Raw genomic sequence first — 19636 nt, 5'->3', positions numbered from 1 at the left:
CCGTTTTGATTGGTCTGAAAGGAAGGAACAGAAAACCAGAGCGGGAAAAAACCTGCTCTGGTTTGTGCGTTTTCTGTCGAAAAGAAAAGGGGTTACCGGCCGCCGCAGGCCCCGCAGGACGCGCAGCCGCCGCCCGCCGCCGGGGCGGTGCCGAACACCTGCTCATACAGCTTCTGGCCGGTGGGAGTGGCAGCCAGGCCGCCCTCGGCGGTCTCCTTCAGGCTGCTGCTCATGGCGTCGCCCACCTTCTTCATGGCCAGGATGGTCTCGTCCGCCGGGATGGCGCTGCCGATGCCCGCCAGAGCCAGCTCCGCCGCCACAAAGGCCCCGGCCACGCCGGAGGCGTTGCGCTTGATGCAGGGGATCTCCACCAGGCCCGCCACCGGGTCGCACACAAGACCCAGAATGTTTTTCAGGGCGATGGCCACTGCGTCGCTCACCTGAGCCGGGGTGCCGCCCGCCAGCTCCACGATGGCTGCCGCCGCCATGGCCGCCGCGCTGCCGCACTCGGCCTGACAGCCGCCCTGGGCGCCCGCCACGCAGGCGTTGGTGGCGATCACCATGCCCACCGCGCTGGCGGTGAACAGGGCCATCACGCAGTCGTGCTCAGAGCAGCCCAGATCGTTCTGCATGGTCAAAAGGGCAGCGGGCAGGATGCCGCAGCTGCCCGCGGTGGGCGCGGCCACCACACGGCCCATGGCCGCGTTCAGCTCGCTTACCGCCAGCGCCCGGTAGAGCGCCCCGCCCAGCACGCCGCCGGTGAGGGTCTTGCCGTTTTCCACCGCCTTGCGCATCTTGAAGGCGCTGCCGCCGGTGAGACCGCTGGTGCTGCGCAGGTCCTCGGCGCAGCCCGGCTCGATGCAGGCGGCCATTACTTTATAGGTCTCGGCCATCTGGTCAAAGACCTCCTGCTCGGTCTTTTCCAGCTGGACGGCCTGCTGGCGCAGCACCAGGGCCGAAAGCGGTTCGCCCGCCTTTTCGGCGGCGGCGATCAGCGCCGCAACGGAATCGTATTTCAATTCAATGCTCATAACGTACCTCTCTTTCCCGCGCCCTGATTCAGTTGGCCGGCAGCATGGTGGAACTCAAAATGTGGGGCAGCGCCTCGATGCGCCCGTTCAGCGCCGGGTCCAGCCCGCCGTCCATCTCGATGGTCATGACCGCCACGCCGCCCTTTTTCTGGCGGGAAAGGCGGAAGTTGCAGATGTTCACCTGGCTCTCCGCCAGCAGCTCGGTCACCGCCGCGATGATGCCCGGGGTGTCCTGATGGAGCACGATCAGGGTGTTGTACTGGCCGGAGATGTGCACGTCCATGCCGTTCACCTTGGTGACCAGGATGTTGCCGCCGCCCACGCTGGCCCCCTGCACGCTCACGGTGCGGCCGGTGGCGTCGGTGAGGGTGATGAGGGCGGTGTTGGGGTGCGCGCCGTCGATCTCGGTGGGCAGGATGCTCACCGAAAGACCCGCCTCCTGGGCCAGCCGCGGCGAAAAGCGGATGCGCTCGTCGTCGGTGGCCATGCCCATGATGCCCGCGATGAGGGCCTTGTCGGTGCCGTGGCCCTTGTAGGTCTTGGCGAAGCTGCCGTGCAGAAGGATCTGGGCGCTCACCGGCTCACAGCCCAGCAGGGCCCGGGCCACCCGGCCGATGCGCACCGCGCCCGCGGTGTGGCTGCTGGAGGGGCCGATCATCACCGGGCCCACGATATCGAATACATTCATCATACTGGTTTGTTCCTCCCGATGGGTTTGTTCTTGTTTGAAATATCAGAATGGCCGCTTTCGGCCAAGATCCGGCAAAAATGCACAGCCGCTCACACCAGGATCAGCCGCGTGCCGCAGTTTTCCACCGCGGCGGCCTGCTCCGGGTCCACCCCGCCGTCGGTGACGATGGCTTCCACCGCGCTGATGGGGCAGATGCGCACCAGGCTCGCCCGGCCGAATTTGCTGGAATCCGCCACCACGATCACCCGGCTGGCGGCATTTCGCATCTGGTTCTGCATCGAGATCTCGCCCAGCCGCTGGTCGGTCAGGCCCGCCACCGGGTCGATGCCGGTCACGGTCATGAACAGGATGTCCACATGCACGTAGTTCAGTATGCCGGTGGGGAAGTCGTTCACCAGGGTGCGCTCGTCCCGCGAGAGGATGCCCCCGGTCAGGATCACCGTGAAGCCGGGCTTGTCCGCCAGGAGCAGCGCGTTCTGGATGGAGTTTGTCACCACCGTCAGCCGCTGGAACCGGGCGGCCAGCGCCTGGGCCAGCACCTGGCTGGTGCTGCCGTAGTCCAGCGCCACCACCTGGCCCTCCTCCACCATGGCGGCGGCCCGCCGGGCGATGCGCTGCTTTTCCTCCATGTGCAGCGCGTTCCGGGTGGAAAGCGACACATACCCCACCATGGGAGCGGCGGTGGCTTCCTGCTGCAGAGGCACCGCGCCGCCGTGGATGCGCTGCAGCTTTCCCTGCCGGTCCAGCTCCTCCAGATCCTTGCGCACCGTCTCGGAGGAAACGCCCAGCGCCTCCACCAGCTCGGCGGTGTGCACCGTGCCGTCCCTTTCCAGCATCTCTAATATAATGGAATACCGTTTTTTCGCAAGCATTTGTTTTCCGCCCTTTCGTGTGCGCTTGTCGGGGCAAACCGCCCGCTCCTTCTACTTTAAATTATAGCAAAAGCAGACGGGGTTGAACACTATTTCGCAGAAAAATCCCAATTTCAGCCCCCTTTGCCCCTCGCTGCGGTTGGAGTGCGGTTGGGGTGGAGTTGCGATTCTGTTGGCTTTACAATTAGTATACCGGGGGTTTCCCAAAAATTAAACAGATAAAATGAACAAAAAATGAAGAACCACTTTGTTTAATTGCGAAAAAATGGGGAAAAGGGGTTGAAATCAAAGAAAACCGCAAGTATACTGTGATTGTTCCCAAGGCGGGGCGGCCGGAACCGTGCGGCTGGCCCCCCAAGGCAGACCGGTATTCCGCGGCGAGGGCTTCGCTGCGAGGAAAATGGAAATGAGAAGTGTTTTGAGGAGGAATTTACCGTGAGCAACAAGACAAAGGCCGCCATGATGAAGGCGGCTCCGAACCGCTGGTTCACCTTCTGCATCCTCACCCTGTCCGGCGGCATCGCCTTCAAACTGGGCAGCATGAAGGATATGTTCTACGTTCCCATGCAGGAGTTCATGGGCCTGACCAACACCCAGATCGGCGGCGCCATGAGCGCCTACGGCATCGTGCAGACCATCGGCCTGATCGCCGGTATCTACATCTGCGACATGTTCAGCAAGAAGTACATGATCGGCGGAAGCCTGATCGGCATCGGCCTGGTGGGCTTCTATCTGGCAACCTTCCCTCCCTACTGGGGCTTTTTGACCGCCTTCGGCGTGATCGCCATCCTGGCTGAGGTCACCTACTGGCCGGTTCTGCTCAAGGCCATCCGCCTTTTGGGCGACGAAAAGACCCAGGGCCGTATGTTCGGCTTTTTGGAAATGGGCCGCGGCGTTGTGGACGTGATCATCGCGGGCACCGCGCTGGCCATCTTCGGCGCCATGGGCGAGGGCGCTGCCGCCCTGCGCGCCGGCCTGATCTTCCTGTCCTGCGCCACCATTGCGGCGGGCATCCTGTGCCTGATCTTCGTGCCCAACGACGAGAAGCGCGTTGGCGCCGACGGCAAGGAGCTGAACAAGGCCACCGCTGCCTTCGGCGGCATGATGCAGGCCATCAAGAGCGTGGACATCTGGGCCGTTGCGCTGAACGGCTTTGTGGTCTACTGCATCTACTGCGGCCTGACCTACTTCATCCCCTTCCTGAACAACATCTACCTGCTGCCCGCCACCGCGGTCGGCGCTTACGGCATCATCAACCAGTACGGCCTGAAAATGGTGGGCGGCCCCATCGGCGGCTTCATGTCCGATAAGGTGCACAAGTCCAGCGCCAAGCACATCCGCATGGGCTTCATCGTCTGCATCGTGGCCATGGCTCTGTTCATGCTGATCCCCCACGAGGCGCTGGGCGCTTCCGGCAACTGGATCGTGGGCGCTGCCTGCACCCTGGGCTTCGGCGCTATCGTGTTCACCATGCGCGCCGTGTTCTTCGCTCCCATGGACGAGGTAAAGGTCCCCGCCGAGATCACCGGTGCTGCCATGAGTCTGGCTTCCCTGGTCATCTACCTGCCCAACTCCTTCGCCTACCTGATGTACGGCAACTTCCTGGACCGCTTCCCCGGCATGGCGGGCTACCGCATCGTGTTCGGTGTGATGATCGGCTGGGCCGTGATCGGCGTGTTCGTATCCACCTTCCTGATCGGCCGCATCAAGAAGCATCATCAGGCCGACAAGTAAGCAAAATGCACGCGGGACCCCTTGTTCTTCGTGCAAATCCATAAAAAAATTATCGCAGCATGCAAATCCGTGGTGGAAATCCACGGATTTGTATGTTATTCTGGAACCAAGAGGCAAGACCCGCGCATCCGGGCGGCCCAAACAAACGACAAGGAGTGACGAAACGTATGCGTGAGTACCACGGCTTTACCGGCTGCGGGTCCTTCTACAAGGGCAACCTGCACAGCCACACCACCATTTCCGACGGCATGCTGACCCCCGAACAGAACGTGGCCCAGTATAAGGAGCACGGCTACCATTTCCTGTGCATGTCCGAGCACGACATCTACACCGACCACCGGGCTCAGTTCAACACCGAGGACTTCATCATCCTGCCCGGACTGGAGGCCACCGCGGTACTTTACCGGGCCATTGGCACCAACGAGCGCTATAAACTGCACCACATGCACGGCATCCTGGGCACCAGCGAGATGCAGAAGAACGCCCCTGAGGGCACCTTCAGCCATCTGCAGTACCTGCCCCCCATCAAGTTCTTCGGCCAGTGGGAGGGCGCGAAGGCCGCCCAACAGCTGAGCGACATGCTGCGGGCCCATGGCTGCGTGGTCACCTACAACCACCCGGTCTGGAGCCGTGTGCTGGACGAGGAATTCATGGACACCACCGGCGTGACCGCTCTGGAAGTGTTCAACTACAACTCCACCAACGAGGCGGCGGTGGGCAGCGGCCTGGTCCAGTGGGACCGGATGCTGCGGGCAGGCAAGCGCATCAACGGCTTTGCCAGCGACGACAACCACAACGAGGGCCTCTTCGACGACGCCTGCGGCGGCTGGATCTGCGTGCAGGCCGAGAGCCTGACCCACGACGCCATCGTGGAGAATTTTATCAAGGGCAACTACTACTCCTCCGCCGGCCCCGAGATCTATGACTGGGGCGTGAAGGACGGCAAGGTGTGGATCGACTGCTCCAAGGTAGAGCGGGTGAACTTTGTGGCGGGCAACATCGTGAACGACGGCGGCACCGTCATCGGCGAGCTGCGCAAGGACACCCTGACCCACGCCGAGCACACCCTGAAGGGCCACGAGAGCTACGTGCGTGTGGAGGTGGTGGACCGGTTCGGCCGGGCCGCCTGGACCAACCCCATCTATCTGGAGTGGGACTGAACGCCCCCCGCATGACCCCGAATCTTTGCGGCGCTTGCCGGGGCCTTGTAGCGTATGAATCATAGGAGGAAAGACCCATGTTGGATCAACTGCAATCCACCCTGGAATTCATCGACGGCAAACTCTGGGGCGATTGGCTCATGTTCGTATTGCTGGGCGTGGGCGTGCTTTATACCATCGTGACCGGGGCGGTGCAGGTGCGCCACTTCGGCTACATCATCAAGAAAACCCTGTGGGAGCCCATCCGGGGCAAAAAGAACGGGGAAGAGGATGCCGGCGGCATCACCTCCTTCCAGGCGCTGTGCACCGCCGTGGCCTCCTGCGTGGGCAGCGGCAACATCGTGGGCGTATCCACCGCGGTGGTGGCCGGCGGCCTGGGCGCCATCTTCTGGATGTGGGTGGCGGCCTTCGTGGGCATGGCCACCAAATACAGCGAGATCGTGCTGGGCCTGCTCTACCGTGAACGCAACGAGCAGGGCCAGTGGGTGGGCGGCCCCATGTACTACATCAAAAAGGGCCTGCACGCCCCCTGGCTGGCGGTGCTGTGCGCGCTGTTCATGGTTACCCAGATCATCGGCGGCAACTTCATCCAGTCCAATACCATCAGCGGCGTGATGAACCAGAGCTTCGGCGTTGCGCCCCTCATCACCGGCATCGTGCTGGTGGCCCTGATCTTCATCGTGACCCTGGGCGGTTTGCATCGTCTGGCCCATGTGGCCCAGAAGCTGGTCCCCGCCATGGCGCTGCTGTATGTGGTGGGCGGCCTGGTCATCATTCTGATCAACGCCCCCAAGGTGCCCGGCGTCTTCGTCGAGATCTTCCAGAGCGCCTTCGGCCTGCGGGCCATGGCGGGCGGCGCGATGGGCAGCATGATCATTGCCATGCAGAAGGGCGTGGCCCGCGGTCTCTATTCCAATGAGGCCGGTGAGGGCTCTGCTCCCGTCATCCACTCCTCCGCCAACGTGAAGCACCCGGTGCAGCAGGGCATGACCGGCGTCACCGAGGTCTTCCTGGACACCTTCGTCATCTGCACCATCACCGGCCTGGTGCTGGGCGTGACCGGTGTCATCGGCAGCGGCGTGCCGGACAACGTGCTGGCCCTCAACGCTTTTGCCACCGTGTGGGAGCCGCTGCGCTATGTGGCCTCCGTGTGCCTTTTGCTGTTCAGCATCACCACCCTGATGAGCCAGTGGTACTTCGGCTTCGTGGGCCTGAACTACGTGTTCGGCGCAAAGGTTGCCGACAAGTTCAAGTACGTATTCCCGGCCTTCTGCATCATCGGTGCGCTTTTGAAGGTGGAAATGGTCTGGACCATCCAGGACATCGCCCTGGCGCTGCTGACCATCCCCAACCTGATCGCCATGATCGTGCTGTTCCCCAAGGTGCGCAAGGCCACCAAGGAATTCTTCAGCGACCCGGAGCTGTACGAAGGCGCCCGCCGCTGAGTGACTTCTTTCTTTTGATTCCAGTTCGGAATATTCTTGTTTGGATATACGAATTGTGATAAAAATTACCAACCACAGCCTATTTGTAATATCCCCTTTTTCATCCTTTTCTCTTGGGCAGCCGGTCCCCTCACTCCTTGGCCGGCTGCCCCAAAATCATCTGCAAAAAGCGGCTTCGGGCGTTTGCCTGGGGCCGCTTTTTGCATGCCGGAAAACTTTATTCTTGCAAAGTGCAGCGGTTTGTGATACTTCTGTTAGTAGAAACCGAAAACGGGAGGGGATCTGTATGACCGATCAGGACAAACGAACCGGCGCACCCAGCCGGTATGTGCAGGGACCGGGGGCGCTGCGCCGCCTAGGCCGCTATACCCGGCGGCTGGGGCAGGGCGTGTTCCTCATCAGCGACGCGGCGGGCATCGAGCGCATCCGGCGGGATGTGGAGGAGGGCCTGCCCGGCGCGGGCGGGGTGGAGTTCGTGGCCTTCGAGGAGGCCTGCTGCGAAAAGGAGATCACCGAGCTGGTGCGCCGCTTTGAGGCCAGCGGATGCCAGGTGGTGGCGGGCGCAGGCGGCGGCCGTCATCTGGACGTGGCCAAGGCCGTGGCGGCCTTCGCGGGTGCGCCCATGGTGATGCTGCCCACCGTGGCTTCCACCGACGCGCCCTGCAGCGCCCTGGCGGTGCTGTACACCCCGGACGGCATCTTCGACCGGTATCTGTATCTGGACAAGAACCCCGACCTGGTGCTGGCGGACACCGCCCACATCGCCGCCGCCCCGGCCCGGCTGCTGGCGGCGGGCATGGGGGATGCGCTGTCCACCTGGTTCGAGGCCCGGGCCTGCGCCGAGGCAGGGGGCAAAAACAGCTTCGGCACCGCTCCCGGCGCGGCGGCGCTGTGTCTGGCGCAGGGGTGCTGGAACAATCTGCTGCGCTGCGGGGCCAAGGCCATGGAGCAGGCGGCGCAGAAATGCCCCGGCGAGGAGCTGGAAACCATTGTGGAGACGAATATCTACCTGAGCGGCGTGGGCTTTGAGAGCGGCGGTTTGGCCGCGGCCCACGCGGTGGCCAACGGCATCGCCAGTCTGGGCCGGGCAAACCGGGCGGGCCATGGCCAGGCGGTGGCCTTCGGCGTGCAGGTGCAGCTGGTGCTGGAGCAGCGGCTGGGTGCGCAGCCTTTGCGGGCAAGGCAGGACCTTGGCCAGGTGCGGGCCTTCTGCAAGTCGGTGGGGCTGCCCACCAGCCTTACAGATTTGGAGCTGGCGGACATCACCGGCGAGGAGCTTTCCGAGCTGGCCCGTGTGGCGCTGGACCCGGCGGGCAACATGGGCAACATGCCCTTCGCCGTGACCGCCGAGGACCTGATCGGCGCAGTGAAGGCGCTGGCGCAGCCGGTTTAAAACACAGGAGGAAACAACAAGATGATGGATGTGGTGTTCAGCCGCAGCGCCTGCGGCAGCCTGAAGATGGCCCAGCATTACGGGCAAGGGGAGTATAACGGCGCGGTGAGCGTGATCGTTGCCGCCCGGGAGGGGGAGGAGTGCGCCGCCCCCGCGCCCGGGGTGCAGCGGGCCGCCCAGCAGGCAGCGGAACAGCGGGCCCGCCGGGAGTGGGAAGAAGCCCGGCCCCTGGGGGGCGACCCGGCCAACGTGTTCTGCCTGGAAGGGGGCTGGAGCATGGGCGACATTGCGGAAAACCAGTTTCCCCAGGGCCGCCGCCGCTTGCTGGAGCGGGTGTTGGCCGCCAGCTTCGGGAGCAGCGCGGAAGAGCGGGAACGGGTGATCGAGGAGTTGCTGGAGGAGCTGCAGGCGAATCTGCAAACGGTGCTGACCCGCAGCGCCGGGGGCGAGGAGCTGCGCATCTGGTACAGCGACAACCCGGACGATGCCTGCGGCCTGTGCTGGCTGCTGGCGCAGCTGAACGGGTTGGCAAGTCACGGGCCGGTGCAGCTGATCAAGCTGCCGGTGTGGGAATACGGCGAGGGCGAAACCATGATGGCCTACACCGGCTGGGGCGAGCTGAGCCCCGGCGAATGGGGGCGGTATCTGCCGCTGGCCCAGACCGCCAAGCCCGCCCTGCTGCAAGCCTGCGCCGGGCGCTGGAAGGAGCTGCAGCGGGAGAACGCGCCCCTGCGGGTCTGCCTGAACGGCGGATTGCAGAGCATGCCCGAAAATTTTTACGACAGCTTCCTTCTGCGGGAGCTGGAGCAGCTGCCGGAGGAATTTCTGGAGGCGTCGCTGGTGGGCAACGTACTGGGCAAATACCAGCTGGGAATCGGCGACGGCTGGCTGGCGCTGCGCATCGAGGCCTTGTGCCGTCAGGGCCTGCTGGAGGTGGCCCAGGACGGCCCGGGCATCCGCCGCAGACTGCGCCAGCACGCCGACTGGGCGGGGCTTTGAGCAAAACAAAAGCGAAGTGTCTCCGGACCGAGGGTCCGGGCGCTTCGCTTTTTTGCTGTATTTTTTGCCGTGGGCCGGTCAGGCATCCAGGCGCTTGAGAAGGCGAGGGCGGCGTGGGGCTAGAAAGTCCACGGCGGCGTTCGGGTCAAAGGGGCGGCTGGTCTGCTGGGCCCAAGGCTGCATGTGGTACTTTTGCGCCTGGGCGATGGGGGCCGCGTCCTCCCAGCGGCGGTGGGTCAGCCAGCGGGCCGGGTGGGGGATGTACCGCCCGCCGCTTTCCTTCCAGGGGGCGCTTTCGCATTGGGTGGTTAGAGCTGTCAGCATGGTGTTCACAAGGCTCTCACTGGGCCGCAGGGCCTTCCAGGCCAAAAGAGCGGCCCGCCTGTCCGCCTTGCGGGGATAGGCCTGCCAGAACCGCTCAAAGCTATCCGGCGTTTGGGGGGCGGTTTGTGCCGGGACTGTTTGTGTTGCAGAGATTGCCGGTTTAGACTGAACGTGTTCGGGCTTTGACTCTGCTTTCGGTGCAGCGTTCCCCAATTTCTCAGAAGAGGGAGAAAACGCACGCCCACCGCCGCAGGCGGTGTATGTGTGTTGGGAATCTTCTTGGATATCTTTTTGGGTATCTTTTATAGCTCTTGCGGATTCATCACTTGAATGTTCCGAATTCGTTTCTTGCAAGTGACGATTTTGAAACATGGAAAGAACGGATTCGCTGATTGCATACCACAAGGTGCGGTCAAAGGCAAACCGGCCGAAGCGGCCCTCCAAAAGCGCACCCTGCCGCACCAGACTTTTCAGCAGGCGGCGGATTTTCGGCACGCTCCAAAAGGGGAAATGCTCGGCCAGCCGGGCGGCGCTGGCGTACATCCAGCAGCGGCCTTCCCGTTGGCAGTCGGGATTGGATCGGTTTTTTTCACACCAGAAGCGGATGTGATCCAACAGAATGGCTTCCTCCACCCCATAGCGGGCGGCGGCTTCGGTATCAAAGGAATAACGCATGTGTGACCCTCCTTTTTGAAAATACACCGGGAAAAACAAAAACCGCCCCCGGCGCACGTTTGCATGGCGCGCCGGATGACGGCTCTAAAAAAGGCGGGGCCTGCACCGGCTCCGCCTGATCGTTTCAGTTTATATGGTAGCACGGGTCGGGCCGGGTTTTCCAGGGTCAAAACGCAAAAAAATCCGGGCTTTCCGGGTCAAAATCGGGCTTTGGCCGGGCTTTTCGCGGCGGGGAGGAGATGGTATAATGGCAGCAAAGCCGAAAAAGGAAGTGATGGGATGCGCGGCGGTATCCTTGCGCAGAAAATTGCATAAACCCATGTGAGCAGACCGAACACATGGAAGTCTTACATGGGAGGAACAAACAATGAAACAGAACAAATACGACGACCCGAAGTTTTTTGAAAAGTACAGCCAGATGGCTCGCTCGCAAAAGGGGCTGGCAGGTGCAGGCGAATGGCACGAGCTGGAAAAGCTGCTGCCGGAATTTGCGGGCAAACGGGTGCTGGACCTGGGCTGCGGTTACGGCTGGCACTGTGCCTACGCCGCCCAAAAGGGCGCGGTCTCGGTGCTGGGCGTGGACCTTTCCGAAAAGATGCTGCAAACCGCCCGCGAAAAGAACAGCGGGGCGGTGATCCAGTACCGCCGCGCCGCCATGGAGGACCTGGCCTTCGCTCCGGGCAGCTTTAATGTGGTGCTCAGCTCGCTGGCCTTCCACTACGTGCGGGACTTCGCGCCGCTGGTGGAGCACATTCACGAATGGCTTGCGCCGGGCGGGGCGTTTGTGTTCTCGGTGGAGCATCCGGTCTTCACCGCCTACGGCAGCCAGGACTGGTACTACGGCCCGGACGGGGAGATTCTGCACTTCCCGGTGGACCGCTACAGCTTCGAGGGCCAGCGGCAGGCGGTGTTCCTGGGCGAAACGGTGACCAAATACCACCGCACCCTCACCACCTACCTGGAAACGCTGCTGCAAAGCGGCTTTGCGCTGCGCCATGTGGTGGAGCCCCAGCCGCCGGAGGAAATGATGGACCTGCCCGGCATGCGGGACGAGCTGCGCCGCCCCATGATGCTGCTGGTGGCCGCACAAAAGCAGTAATCGTTTTGCGTCAAACAAAAAAAGCCAGAGCGTTTTGCTCTGGCTTTTTGTTTTGCTTATTTGTTCGCCTTGGGTTCGGCCTTGACTTCCGCTTTGGGGGCTTTTTCGGCTTTGGCTTCGGGCTTGGATTCCGCCTTTGCCTGGGCAGGAGCTTTGGCCGGTTCCGCCGCCTTTGCGGGCGGGGTGAGACCCGGCTCTTCCACGGATTGCTTTTTCAGCACGGGGGCCGGGGCAGGGGGCACATCCTCCACCAGGATGGTGAAGCCGTAGGGGTTCACCTCGGTGTGCTTGCCGAAGGCTTCGGCCGAGATCAGACGGCACGACCGGTTCACGATGATCTCCGCCATCTGGGTGGGGCCGGTGCGGCGGTAGTGCAGCACGTCGCCCTCCGCCTGGATGATCTGCATGTCGCCCTCGGCGAAGGCGTCGCACTCCCGGCGCAGGTGAGCCAGCTGGCGCAGCACCAGGCGCACCCGGCTCTCGGTGGATTCCCAGTTGAAATAGGCCCGGTTGAAGGGGTCCCGGTAGCCCTGCATGGCGATCTCGTCGCCGTAATAGATGCTGGGCACGCCGGGCAGCGTGAAGATCATGGCGTAGGCCAGCCGCAGCAGACGCACGCCGTGGTCGTACCGGTCCCGAGGCAGGGTGCGGCCGCTCTGCCAGTAACGGTCCTTGCCGTCCGAGGGTTCGTCCGCAATGGCGGTCAGCGCCCGCTCGGTGTCGTGGGTGCTCATGAAATTCATCAGGCAGTGCAGCGCCGGGGCCGGGTAATGCTCGCAGATGGCCATGATGTCCTCGGCGGTGTCCGCCGCGCTGCGGCCCTTCAAAAAGCCCAGCACCGCGTTGCGGAAGGGGTAGTTCATCACCGCGTCCAGCCCCTTGCCCAAAAGATAGGTCCGGCGCACGCCGTAGGCTTCCTTGGTGGTGGCGTCCTCCCACACCTCGCCCAGCAGGTAGCAGTCCGGCCCGTGGGCCTTCACCGCCTTGCGGATCTCCTCGATGAAATCGTCCGGCAGTTCGTCCGCCACGTCCAGCCGGAAGCCGGACGCGCCCAGACTCAGCCAGGTGTCGATCACGCCGCCCTTGCCGCAGATGAACTCCCGGTAGGCCGGGTCGCTTTCCTGCACCTCGGGCAGGCTCTCGAAACCCCACCAGCTGCGGTAGCCGCAGGCGTAGTTGGGGCTGAAATCGAACCAGCTCCGATAGGGACTTTTGGGATCATGATAGGCGCCGCCCGGGCCGTAGCGGCCCTCCCGATTGAAGTAGATGGAATCCGAGCCGGTGTGGCTGAACACGCCGTCCAGGATGATGCGGATGCCCTGGCGGCGGGCCGCGGCGCACAGCTGGCGGAATTCCTCTTTCGTGCCCAGCAGCGGGTCCGGCTTTAAATAGTCGGCGGTGTTGTAACGGTGGTTGGAATGGGCCTCAAAGATGGGGTTCAGATAGATCCAGCTGACCCCCAGCTCCTTCAAGTAGGGCAGCTTTTCCATGATGCCCGCAAAGTCGCCGCCGAAGTAGTCCATGTTCAGATAGCCGCCCTCTTCGTTGGGCCAGAAGTAGGGTTCGCCGTGCTTGTTCTCCCGGTAGATGCGGTCGGAAAAGGGCATGGGCTTGTGCTTTTTGCCCTCGTGGAACCGGTCCGGGAAGATCTGATACAGCACCCCGCCCTTGATGGGCGCGGGGGTGGCGAAGCCCGCCTCGTACACGGTGAGCTGCCACCAGGGACCGGTGGTCCAGCCCATCACGGCCTGGCCCATGGGGCCGCGGAAGAGCTTGCGGAAATCGGAATACAGATCGAAATAGTAAAAATACAGCCCGGCCCGGCTCAGCGAAAGGGCCAGCGAGAAGCGGTTCACGCCCTCCTCGCAGCCGTCGAAGGCCATGGCATGGTGCACCGGCTCGCCGCCGTCCCGGATGAGCACCAGGTGCGGGCGCACGAATCCGTAATCGTAGGGGATGGTCAGCCGGAAGGTGACCTGCTGGCCGGTTTTCACCGCGCCGAAGGGGGTTTTATAGGCCGGGTCAAAGCTGTTGTATAACTGATCCACACAAACACTCCCAGAACAAAGATGCCGGCAGCCGCCGGGAAAAACGGATATCGAACAGGAAAAAGGCCCCGGGGCCGGACTGGCCGGCGCCCGGGGCAAAGGGGCGGACCACGCAGGCCGCCCTGAAATCAAAAAGGAAAACCGAAAGGGCGGGGTACCCTGAAAGAATTACTTCACGGGATGAGCGCCCCAGATGTCGCGGGCGTAGTCCAGCACGGAACGGTCGGCGCTGAACACACCGCTGTTGGCGATGTTGGCCAGGCTCATCTGGTTCCAGCGGGTGCGGTCGGCGTACAGCTTCTGCACGTCGGCCTGGGCGCGGCGGTAGTCCTTGAAGTCGGCCATGACCATGTAGGGGTCGCTGGTGCGCAGGTTGTTGACCACCTCGTGGAAGCTCTCGCCGTTCCAGCCCTTCTCCAGGAAGTTCAGCACCTCCATGGCCACCTCATCGCTGTTGATGAACATGGTGGGATGGTAGCCGGTGGCCTTCATCTGGTTCACTTCCTCGGTGAGCATACCGAAGATGATCTCGTTCTCCTTGCCCGCGGCGGCGGCGATCTCAACGTTGGCGCCGTCCAGGGTGCCCAGGGTCACAGCGCCGTTCAGCATGAACTTCATGTTGCCGGTGCCGGAGGCCTCGGTGCCTGCCAGGCTGATCTGCTCGCTCACCTCGCTGGCGGGCATCAGACGCTCGGACAGGGACACGTTGTAGTCCTCCAGGTAGACCACGCGCAGCTTCTCGCGCACGGCGGGGTCGGCGTCGATCAGAGCGCCCAGCTTGCAGATCAGACGGATCATCTGCTTGGCCATGTAGTAGCCGGGAGCAGCCTTCGCGCCGAAGATGTAGGTCTTGGGGGCGAACTCCGCATTGGGATGATCCTTCAGGTACAGGTACTGAGCGGCGATGTTCAGCGCGTTCAGGTGCTGGCGCTTGTACTCGTGCATGCGCTTGACCTGGCAGTCGAAGATGGAAGAGGGGTCGATCACCTGGCCGGTGGTCTTTTCCAGGTAGGAGGCGAACTCCACCTTGTTGGCCTTCTTCACGTCCTCCAGGGCCTTGAGAACGGTCTTGTCATTCTTGAAGGCGTTCAGCTTGGTCAGCTGGGAAGCGTCGTGCTTGAAGCCCTCGCCGATGGTCTCGCTCAGCAGTTTGGTCAGGCCGGGGTTGGAAGCCAGCAGCCAGCGGCGGTAAGCGATGCCGTTGGTCACGTTCTTGAAGGCCTGGGGCTTATACAGGTAGTAGTCGTGGAAGACGCTGTCCTTGATGATCTGGCTGTGCAGCTTGGACACGCCGTTGATGGAGTGGCAAACGTAGCAGCAGATGTTGGCCATGCGAACCTGGTTGTCGCCCAGGATGGCCATGTAGTTGATCTTGCCCCAGTCGCCGGGGAAGGCCTTCTCGAAGTCGGCGCGGCAGCGGCGGTCCATCTCCTCCACGATGGAGTAGATGCGGGGCAGGGTGGAACGGAAGATGTCCAGGTTCCACTTCTCCAGCGCCTCGCTCATGACGGTGTGGTTGGTGTAGGCGAAGGTGCGCTGGCAGATGTCGAAGGCCTTATCCCAGTCGTAGCCGCACTCGTCCAGCAGGATGCGCATCAGCTCGGGGATGGCCAGGGTGGGATGGGTGTCGTTCAGCTGGATGGCCGCCTTCTCGGGCAGGGTGTCCAGGCTGCCCCACTGGGACAGATGGTTCTGGCAGATATCGCCGATGGAGGCGGCGGACAGGAAGTACTGCTGGCGCAGGCGCAGGATCTTGCCCTCGCGGTGGTTGTCGTTGGGATACAGGATCTTGCTGATCAGCTCGGCGGAGGCGTTCTTGGTGATGGCGCTGCCATACTCGCCGGCGTTGAAGCTGTTCATGTCGAAATCGGGGGCCTTGGCCTGCCACAGACGCAGCTTGGCAACGCCCTGTCCGTGGTAGCCCTGCACGTACATGTCGCTGGGCACGGCGATGACGCTGTTGTAGTGACGGTGGGTCACATGATGGTAGCTGCCTTCCCAGCTCTCCTCGATGTCGCCGTCAAACTTGATCTCGATGCTCTGGTCGGGATGGCTCTTCAGCCAGACCTGGCCGCCGGGCAGCCAGTTGTCGGCCTTTTCCTGCTGCCAGCCGTCCACGATCTTCTGCTTGAAGATGCCGTACTCGTACAGGATGGAATAGCCGGTGCCGGAAATGCCGGTGGTGGCCATGCCGTCCAGATAGCAGGCGGCCAGACGGCCCAGACCGCCGTTGCCCAGGCCTGCATCCGGCTCTTCCTCGTAGATGCTCTCCATCTTGATGCCTGCGTCGGCCAGAACCGCCTCGGCCACTTCGTTCAGGCCCAGGTTGAACAGGCTGGTCTTCAGGCTGCGGCCCATCAGAAACTCCATGCACAGGTAGTACACCTGCTTTGCGCCGGTGCCGTAGGCGCGGCTCTGGAACTTTTTGTGCTGGGCGCTCATCAGGCGGCGGGCGATGATGGCCAGCGCACGGTAGATCTGCTGATTGCTGGCCACGTCCAGCGTGGTGCCGTATTCCGTGTTCAGCCGCTCCTTGAGCAGCTTATCAAACTCTTTCTTGGTGTATTTCGTCAACGTTTCTCCACTCCTGTCGGTAAAAGTAAATCGCTGCCAAAAAACTAAGGGTCAAAGGGTAAATTCCGGCATGCGGGGCGCTCCCGCGTGGGGGTCCCGGCACCGGGCGGCCTGGCAGCAGGGCTGCACATTTGGGGCGGCACCGCGAGGGCAAACCACGCAGTACTACTTTTCTATTTTACCAATTTATCCGGTCCGTTTCAAGAAAAAATACGTTTTCGGTAAACGTAGAATCCTTTTGAATGGCCAAAAAGGCACGATGCGACAAAAAAGGGGTTTCCTGTGGGGGTGCTTTATACTATAATAAGATTCAAGACGGCGGGCGGCTTTTTAAGGGCGGCCCGCCGCCGCTGAACGTAAATATCCTCCGCCCTCGGCGGAGCTTTGTGAAAGAAGAGGGATTGTTATTATGCCGGTTACCAAAGTAAAACTGACCATCTGCGGGTCCAACTATATCGTATCCACCACCGATTCCGAGGAATATGTGAACCAGCTGGCCGAGCGCCTGGACACGGACATGACCGAGATCATGACCCAGAACCCCAGCGCCAGCGTGGCCGCCAGCGCCGTCATCAGCGCGCTGAGCTATCTGGATGAGCTGAACAAGAACGCTTCCAGCACCGACAACATGCGCGCCCAGATCAAGGACTATCTGGAGGACGCCGCCAAGGCCAAGCTGGAGGCCGAGAACGCCCGCCGTCAGGTGGAGAAGCTGACCGCCGAGCTGAACGCTTTGAAGGCCCAGCAGGCTGCCGCCGCCGAAGCCGCCGTCAAGGCCGCCCAAGCCGAGGAAAAGGCCGAAGAGGCTGCCGCCGAGGAAGCCGCCGAGGAAGCCCCTGCCAGCGAGGAAAGCAATGAACAGTAACGCCCCCATGGAGATTCTGGCCCCCGCGGGCAATATGGACGCGCTGACCGCCGCCGTTTACAGCGGGGCCAACGCGGTGTATCTGGGCCTGAAACGGTTCAGCGCCCGCCGCACCGCCGGAAATTTTGATGCAGACGAGCTGCGCCAGGCGGTGAGCTTCTGCCACGGCCGCGGGGTAAAGGTGTATGTGGCCATCAACACCACCGCCCACCCGGCGGAGCTGGAGGGCCTGTGCGACGCCCTGGCCGACGTGTGCGCCGCCGGCGCCGACGCGGTGATTTTGCAGGACCTGGCGGTGGCGGCCCTTGCCCGCCGCATGGCCCCGGACCTGCCCATCCACGGCTCCACCCAGATGAGCGTCCACACGCTGGAGGGCGCGCTGGAGCTGGCCGAGCTGGGCTTCTCCCGGGTGATTCTGGCCCGCGAGCTGAGCCTTTCGGAGATCGAGCACATCGCCAAAAACTGCCCCATCGAGGTGGAGGTATTCGTACACGGCGCGCTGTGCATGAGCGTTTCCGGCCAGTGCTACATGAGCGCCTTCCTGGGCGGCCGCAGCGGCAACCGGGGCGGCTGCGCCGGACCCTGCCGCCTGCCCTTCGCGGCGGACGGCTCCGGGGCCTGCCATCTGAGTTTGAAGGATCTTTCCGCCGTGGGCAGCCTGCCCGCCCTGGCCGCCGCCGGTGTGGTGAGCGCCAAGATCGAGGGACGGCTGCGCGGCCCGGAATACGTGGCCGCCGCGGTGAACGCCTGCCGGAATTCCCTGGCGGGCCAGCCCTACGACGAAAAAGTATTACAGGGCGTATTTTCTCGTTCTGGTTTTACCAATGGTTACATTGAGGGCAAGATCAACGGCAGCATGTTCGGGGTGCGCACCGCTGAGGACAGCGCCGCCAGCAAGGCGGTGATGCCCGCGCTGCGGGAGCTGTACCGCCGGGAGATGCCCCGGGTGCCGGTGCGCTTCACCCTGCTCTGCGAGGAGGAGGGCTGCAAGCTCACCGCCGCCGACGGCGAGGGCAACACCGCCATCGCATACACCCAGAACGCCCCCCAGAAGGCGGAAAAGGACCAGCGGGGCGCCATCGAGCGGGCGCTGGGCAAGACCGGCGGCACGCCCTTCTATCTGGAGAGCCTTGCCATCGAGGGCGAGCCGGGGTATCTGCCGGGCAGCGAGTGGAACGAAGTGCGCCGGGCCGCGCTGGAAAGCCTTTTGAAAAAGCGCAGCGCCCTCAAGCCCTGGGCCTTTACCCGTCTGCCCCTGCCCGCCGCCCAGCGGCACGCCCTGCCCGCAAAACTGCCCCTCTGGGGCCGGTTCGAGCACTGGGAGCAGGTGCCGGAAAACGCCGAAGAACTGGCCGGACTGATCGTGCCGGTGTTTGAGGCGGAGCAGGTGCCCCAGAGCCTGCGGTCCAAAACCGTGCTGGAGCTGCCCCGGGCCATGTTCGGGGCCATGGAGCCCGCGGTGGCCAAGGCCATCGAGGCCACGAAGAATGCGGGCTTTGCCGGGTATCTGGCCCAGAACATCGCCCATTTCAAGCTGGCGAAGGGCCTGCCCCTCTACGGCGGCTTCGGGCTGAACATCACCAACCCCCTGGCCGCGGATACTTACAAGACTATGGGCCTGCGGGCCATGACCCTGCTGCCCGAGGTGCCCTTCAACGAGATGACGGCCATTGCCCCCGGCGTGCCCACCTGGGCGCTGGTCTACGGCCACATGCCCCTGATGCTCACCCGGGCCTGCCCGCTGCAGAACGTGACCGATTGCGCCCACTGCGGCAAAAAGGGAGAACTCACCGACCGCAAGAACAAGCACTTCCCGGTGCGCTGCGGCGGCGGTGTGCGCCAGGTGTACAACCCGGTGCCCCTCTACCTGGGCGACCGGGCCGGTGAAATCCCCGCCGACGCGGGCCTGCTGCTGTTCACCATCGAGAGCAAAGAGCAGGCGGGCAAGGTCATCGACCGGTACCGCAAGGGCGAAGCGTGGCCCGGCGAGTTCACCCGGGGCCTGTACTACAAGCCTGCTCAATAATTCCGGGGCAGCCCCCGCACCATTCACGCCTTGCGGCTCAGGCGGCGTATCGCGCCAAAATTTTCCGTGGAATTTTCCCAAAATGCTCGCCAATCCACAAAGGATTGCCTGCGCTTTTTGGTTCATTCCGCAAAAAATTTTCCGGCGCGCTCCACCACCTGGAATGATGCGGTGTCACCCCAAGTTGATGCACAACAAAAAGTAATACCGGATAAAATTTCAACAGAAAGGAAATATCCTTCCCATGGAGATCCCATACATCCTCACCCGGCCGGGAGCCAAGGCCCCGGCCTATGCCACCCCCGGCGCGGCGGCGGCGGACCTGTGCGCCGCCCTGGACGCGCCCCTCACCCTGGCCCCCGGCCAGCGGGCCATCATTCCCACCGGCGTGGCGGTGCAGCTGCCCGGCCCCCAGTGGGTGGCCCTGCTCTGCGCCCGCAGCGGCCTTGCGGTGAAGCGGGGGCTGACCCTGTCCAACGGGGTGGGCGTCATTGATTCCGACTACCGGGGCGAGATCGGCGCCGGTGTGGTGAACCTGGGCGAGGAGCCGGTGACCGTGGAGCCCGGCGAACGGGTGGCTCAGCTGATGATCCTGCCGGTGGCCCAGGCCGCCTTCGTGGCCGCCCAGAGCCTGGACGAGACCGACCGGGGCGAAGGGGGCTTCGGCTCCACCGGCCGCCTGTGAGCCGGGGAAGGGAAC

Annotated in this window: 15 protein-coding genes; 9 read left to right on the top strand and 6 right to left on the bottom strand. The window is 63.2% G+C overall.

The features are described 5' to 3' along the window. Positions 1-92 precede the first annotated feature (92 nt). The 3 genes from sdaAA to B5G03_RS00525 form a co-directional block, all read right to left on the bottom strand. Positions 93-1031, bottom strand: coding sequence for an L-serine ammonia-lyase, iron-sulfur-dependent, subunit alpha (gene sdaAA / locus B5G03_RS00535; protein ID WP_087179876.1), 939 nt, complete (start codon positions 1029-1031; stop codon positions 93-95). Between the two features lie 28 nt (positions 1032-1059). Then, positions 1060-1719 (bottom strand): L-serine ammonia-lyase, iron-sulfur-dependent subunit beta, encoded by a 660-nt coding sequence (sdaAB, locus tag B5G03_RS00530; RefSeq protein WP_087180117.1) that lies wholly within the window; start codon positions 1717-1719, stop codon positions 1060-1062. Positions 1720-1811: 92 nt separating this feature from the next. After that, positions 1812-2594 (bottom strand): DeoR/GlpR family DNA-binding transcription regulator, encoded by a 783-nt coding sequence (locus B5G03_RS00525; RefSeq protein ID WP_087179875.1) that lies wholly within the window; start codon positions 2592-2594, stop codon positions 1812-1814. Positions 2595-3029: 435 nt separating this feature from the next. On the opposite strand from B5G03_RS00525, the gene B5G03_RS00520 reads away from it, so the two are divergent. The 5 genes from B5G03_RS00520 (at position 3030) to B5G03_RS00500 (ending at position 9325) form a co-directional block, all read left to right on the top strand. Next, positions 3030-4328 carry an MFS transporter gene (locus B5G03_RS00520; protein ID WP_087179874.1) on the top strand — a complete coding sequence of 433 codons (1299 nt, stop codon included), beginning with the start codon at positions 3030-3032 and terminating at the stop codon, positions 4326-4328. A gap of 167 nt (positions 4329-4495) precedes the next feature. After that, complete coding sequence (locus B5G03_RS00515) at positions 4496-5488, top strand: CehA/McbA family metallohydrolase domain-containing protein (protein ID WP_087179873.1); 993 nt, start codon at positions 4496-4498, stop codon at positions 5486-5488. Between the two features lie 77 nt (positions 5489-5565). Then, positions 5566-6933, top strand: a complete 1368-nt coding sequence (locus B5G03_RS00510) for an alanine/glycine:cation symporter family protein (RefSeq protein ID WP_087179872.1) — start codon at positions 5566-5568, stop codon at positions 6931-6933. 286 nt (positions 6934-7219) lie between these two features. Further along, on the top strand, positions 7220-8326 hold the full coding sequence (locus B5G03_RS00505) for a glycerol dehydrogenase (RefSeq protein ID WP_087179871.1): 1107 nt from the start codon (positions 7220-7222) through the stop codon (positions 8324-8326). A gap of 21 nt (positions 8327-8347) precedes the next feature. Continuing rightward, positions 8348-9325: a DUF3658 domain-containing protein gene (locus B5G03_RS00500; RefSeq protein ID WP_087179870.1), complete on the top strand. Its 978-nt coding sequence runs from the start codon at positions 8348-8350 to the stop codon at positions 9323-9325. A 78-nt stretch (positions 9326-9403) separates the two neighbouring features. Here B5G03_RS00500 and B5G03_RS00495 read toward each other — a convergent pair whose 3' ends face one another. Then, positions 9404-10324, bottom strand: a complete 921-nt coding sequence (locus B5G03_RS00495; RefSeq protein ID WP_087179869.1) for a hypothetical protein — start codon at positions 10322-10324, stop codon at positions 9404-9406. Positions 10325-10691: 367 nt separating this feature from the next. Here B5G03_RS00495 and B5G03_RS00490 point away from each other — a divergent pair, with 367 nt between their 5' ends. Further along, positions 10692-11423, top strand: coding sequence for a class I SAM-dependent methyltransferase (locus B5G03_RS00490; protein WP_087179868.1), 732 nt, complete (start codon positions 10692-10694; stop codon positions 11421-11423). A gap of 56 nt (positions 11424-11479) precedes the next feature. Here B5G03_RS00490 and B5G03_RS00485 read toward each other — a convergent pair whose 3' ends face one another. Both B5G03_RS00485 and B5G03_RS00480 read right to left on the bottom strand, forming a co-directional pair. Then, positions 11480-13471, bottom strand: a complete 1992-nt coding sequence (locus B5G03_RS00485) for a glycoside hydrolase family 13 protein (RefSeq protein ID WP_087179867.1) — start codon at positions 13469-13471, stop codon at positions 11480-11482. A 168-nt stretch (positions 13472-13639) separates the two neighbouring features. Then, positions 13640-16045 carry a glycogen/starch/alpha-glucan phosphorylase gene (locus B5G03_RS00480; RefSeq protein WP_087179866.1) on the bottom strand — a complete coding sequence of 802 codons (2406 nt, stop codon included), beginning with the start codon at positions 16043-16045 and terminating at the stop codon, positions 13640-13642. Positions 16046-16454: 409 nt separating this feature from the next. Here B5G03_RS00480 and B5G03_RS00475 point away from each other — a divergent pair, with 409 nt between their 5' ends. The 3 genes from B5G03_RS00475 to dut all read left to right on the top strand — a co-directional run bounded on the left by B5G03_RS00475 (position 16455) and on the right by dut (position 19621). After that, on the top strand, positions 16455-16910 hold the full coding sequence (locus B5G03_RS00475) for a cell division protein ZapA (RefSeq protein ID WP_087179865.1): 456 nt from the start codon (positions 16455-16457) through the stop codon (positions 16908-16910). Then, positions 16900-18936: a U32 family peptidase gene (locus tag B5G03_RS00470; RefSeq protein ID WP_087179864.1), complete on the top strand. Its 2037-nt coding sequence runs from the start codon at positions 16900-16902 to the stop codon at positions 18934-18936. Before B5G03_RS00475 ends, B5G03_RS00470 begins: the two co-directional genes overlap by 11 nt. 244 nt (positions 18937-19180) lie before the next feature. After that, positions 19181-19621: a dUTP diphosphatase gene (gene dut / locus B5G03_RS00465; RefSeq protein ID WP_087179863.1), complete on the top strand. Its 441-nt coding sequence runs from the start codon at positions 19181-19183 to the stop codon at positions 19619-19621. Positions 19622-19636: the final 15 nt, after the last annotated feature.

Source organism: Gemmiger sp. An50, assembly GCF_002161595.1.
In the GTDB taxonomy this organism is placed as follows: domain Bacteria; phylum Bacillota; class Clostridia; order Oscillospirales; family Ruminococcaceae; genus Allofournierella.
The sequence above is the reverse complement of the archived record's forward strand: the minus strand, read 5'-3'. Positions and strand labels throughout refer to the sequence as shown.

What these genes read in the sequence shown, in the direction of transcription:
- B5G03_RS00505 (WP_087179871.1), top strand. Translation starts at nt 7,220, where the DNA reads ATGACCGATCAGGACAAACGAACCGGCGCACCCAGCCGGTATGTGCAG.
- sdaAA (WP_087179876.1), bottom strand. Translation starts at nt 1,031, where the DNA reads ATGAGCATTGAATTGAAATACGATTCCGTTGCGGCGCTGATCGCCGCC.
- B5G03_RS00500 (WP_087179870.1), top strand. Translation starts at nt 8,348, where the DNA reads ATGATGGATGTGGTGTTCAGCCGCAGCGCCTGCGGCAGCCTGAAGATG.
- B5G03_RS00490 (WP_087179868.1), top strand. Translation starts at nt 10,692, where the DNA reads ATGAAACAGAACAAATACGACGACCCGAAGTTTTTTGAAAAGTACAGC.
- sdaAB (WP_087180117.1), bottom strand. Translation starts at nt 1,719, where the DNA reads ATGAATGTATTCGATATCGTGGGCCCGGTGATGATCGGCCCCTCCAGC.
- B5G03_RS00475 (WP_087179865.1), top strand. Translation starts at nt 16,455, where the DNA reads ATGCCGGTTACCAAAGTAAAACTGACCATCTGCGGGTCCAACTATATC.
- B5G03_RS00510 (WP_087179872.1), top strand. Translation starts at nt 5,566, where the DNA reads ATGTTGGATCAACTGCAATCCACCCTGGAATTCATCGACGGCAAACTC.
- B5G03_RS00525 (WP_087179875.1), bottom strand. Translation starts at nt 2,594, where the DNA reads ATGCTTGCGAAAAAACGGTATTCCATTATATTAGAGATGCTGGAAAGG.
- B5G03_RS00495 (WP_087179869.1), bottom strand. Translation starts at nt 10,324, where the DNA reads ATGCGTTATTCCTTTGATACCGAAGCCGCCGCCCGCTATGGGGTGGAG.
- B5G03_RS00515 (WP_087179873.1), top strand. Translation starts at nt 4,496, where the DNA reads ATGCGTGAGTACCACGGCTTTACCGGCTGCGGGTCCTTCTACAAGGGC.
- B5G03_RS00470 (WP_087179864.1), top strand. Translation starts at nt 16,900, where the DNA reads ATGAACAGTAACGCCCCCATGGAGATTCTGGCCCCCGCGGGCAATATG.
- dut (WP_087179863.1), top strand. Translation starts at nt 19,181, where the DNA reads ATGGAGATCCCATACATCCTCACCCGGCCGGGAGCCAAGGCCCCGGCC.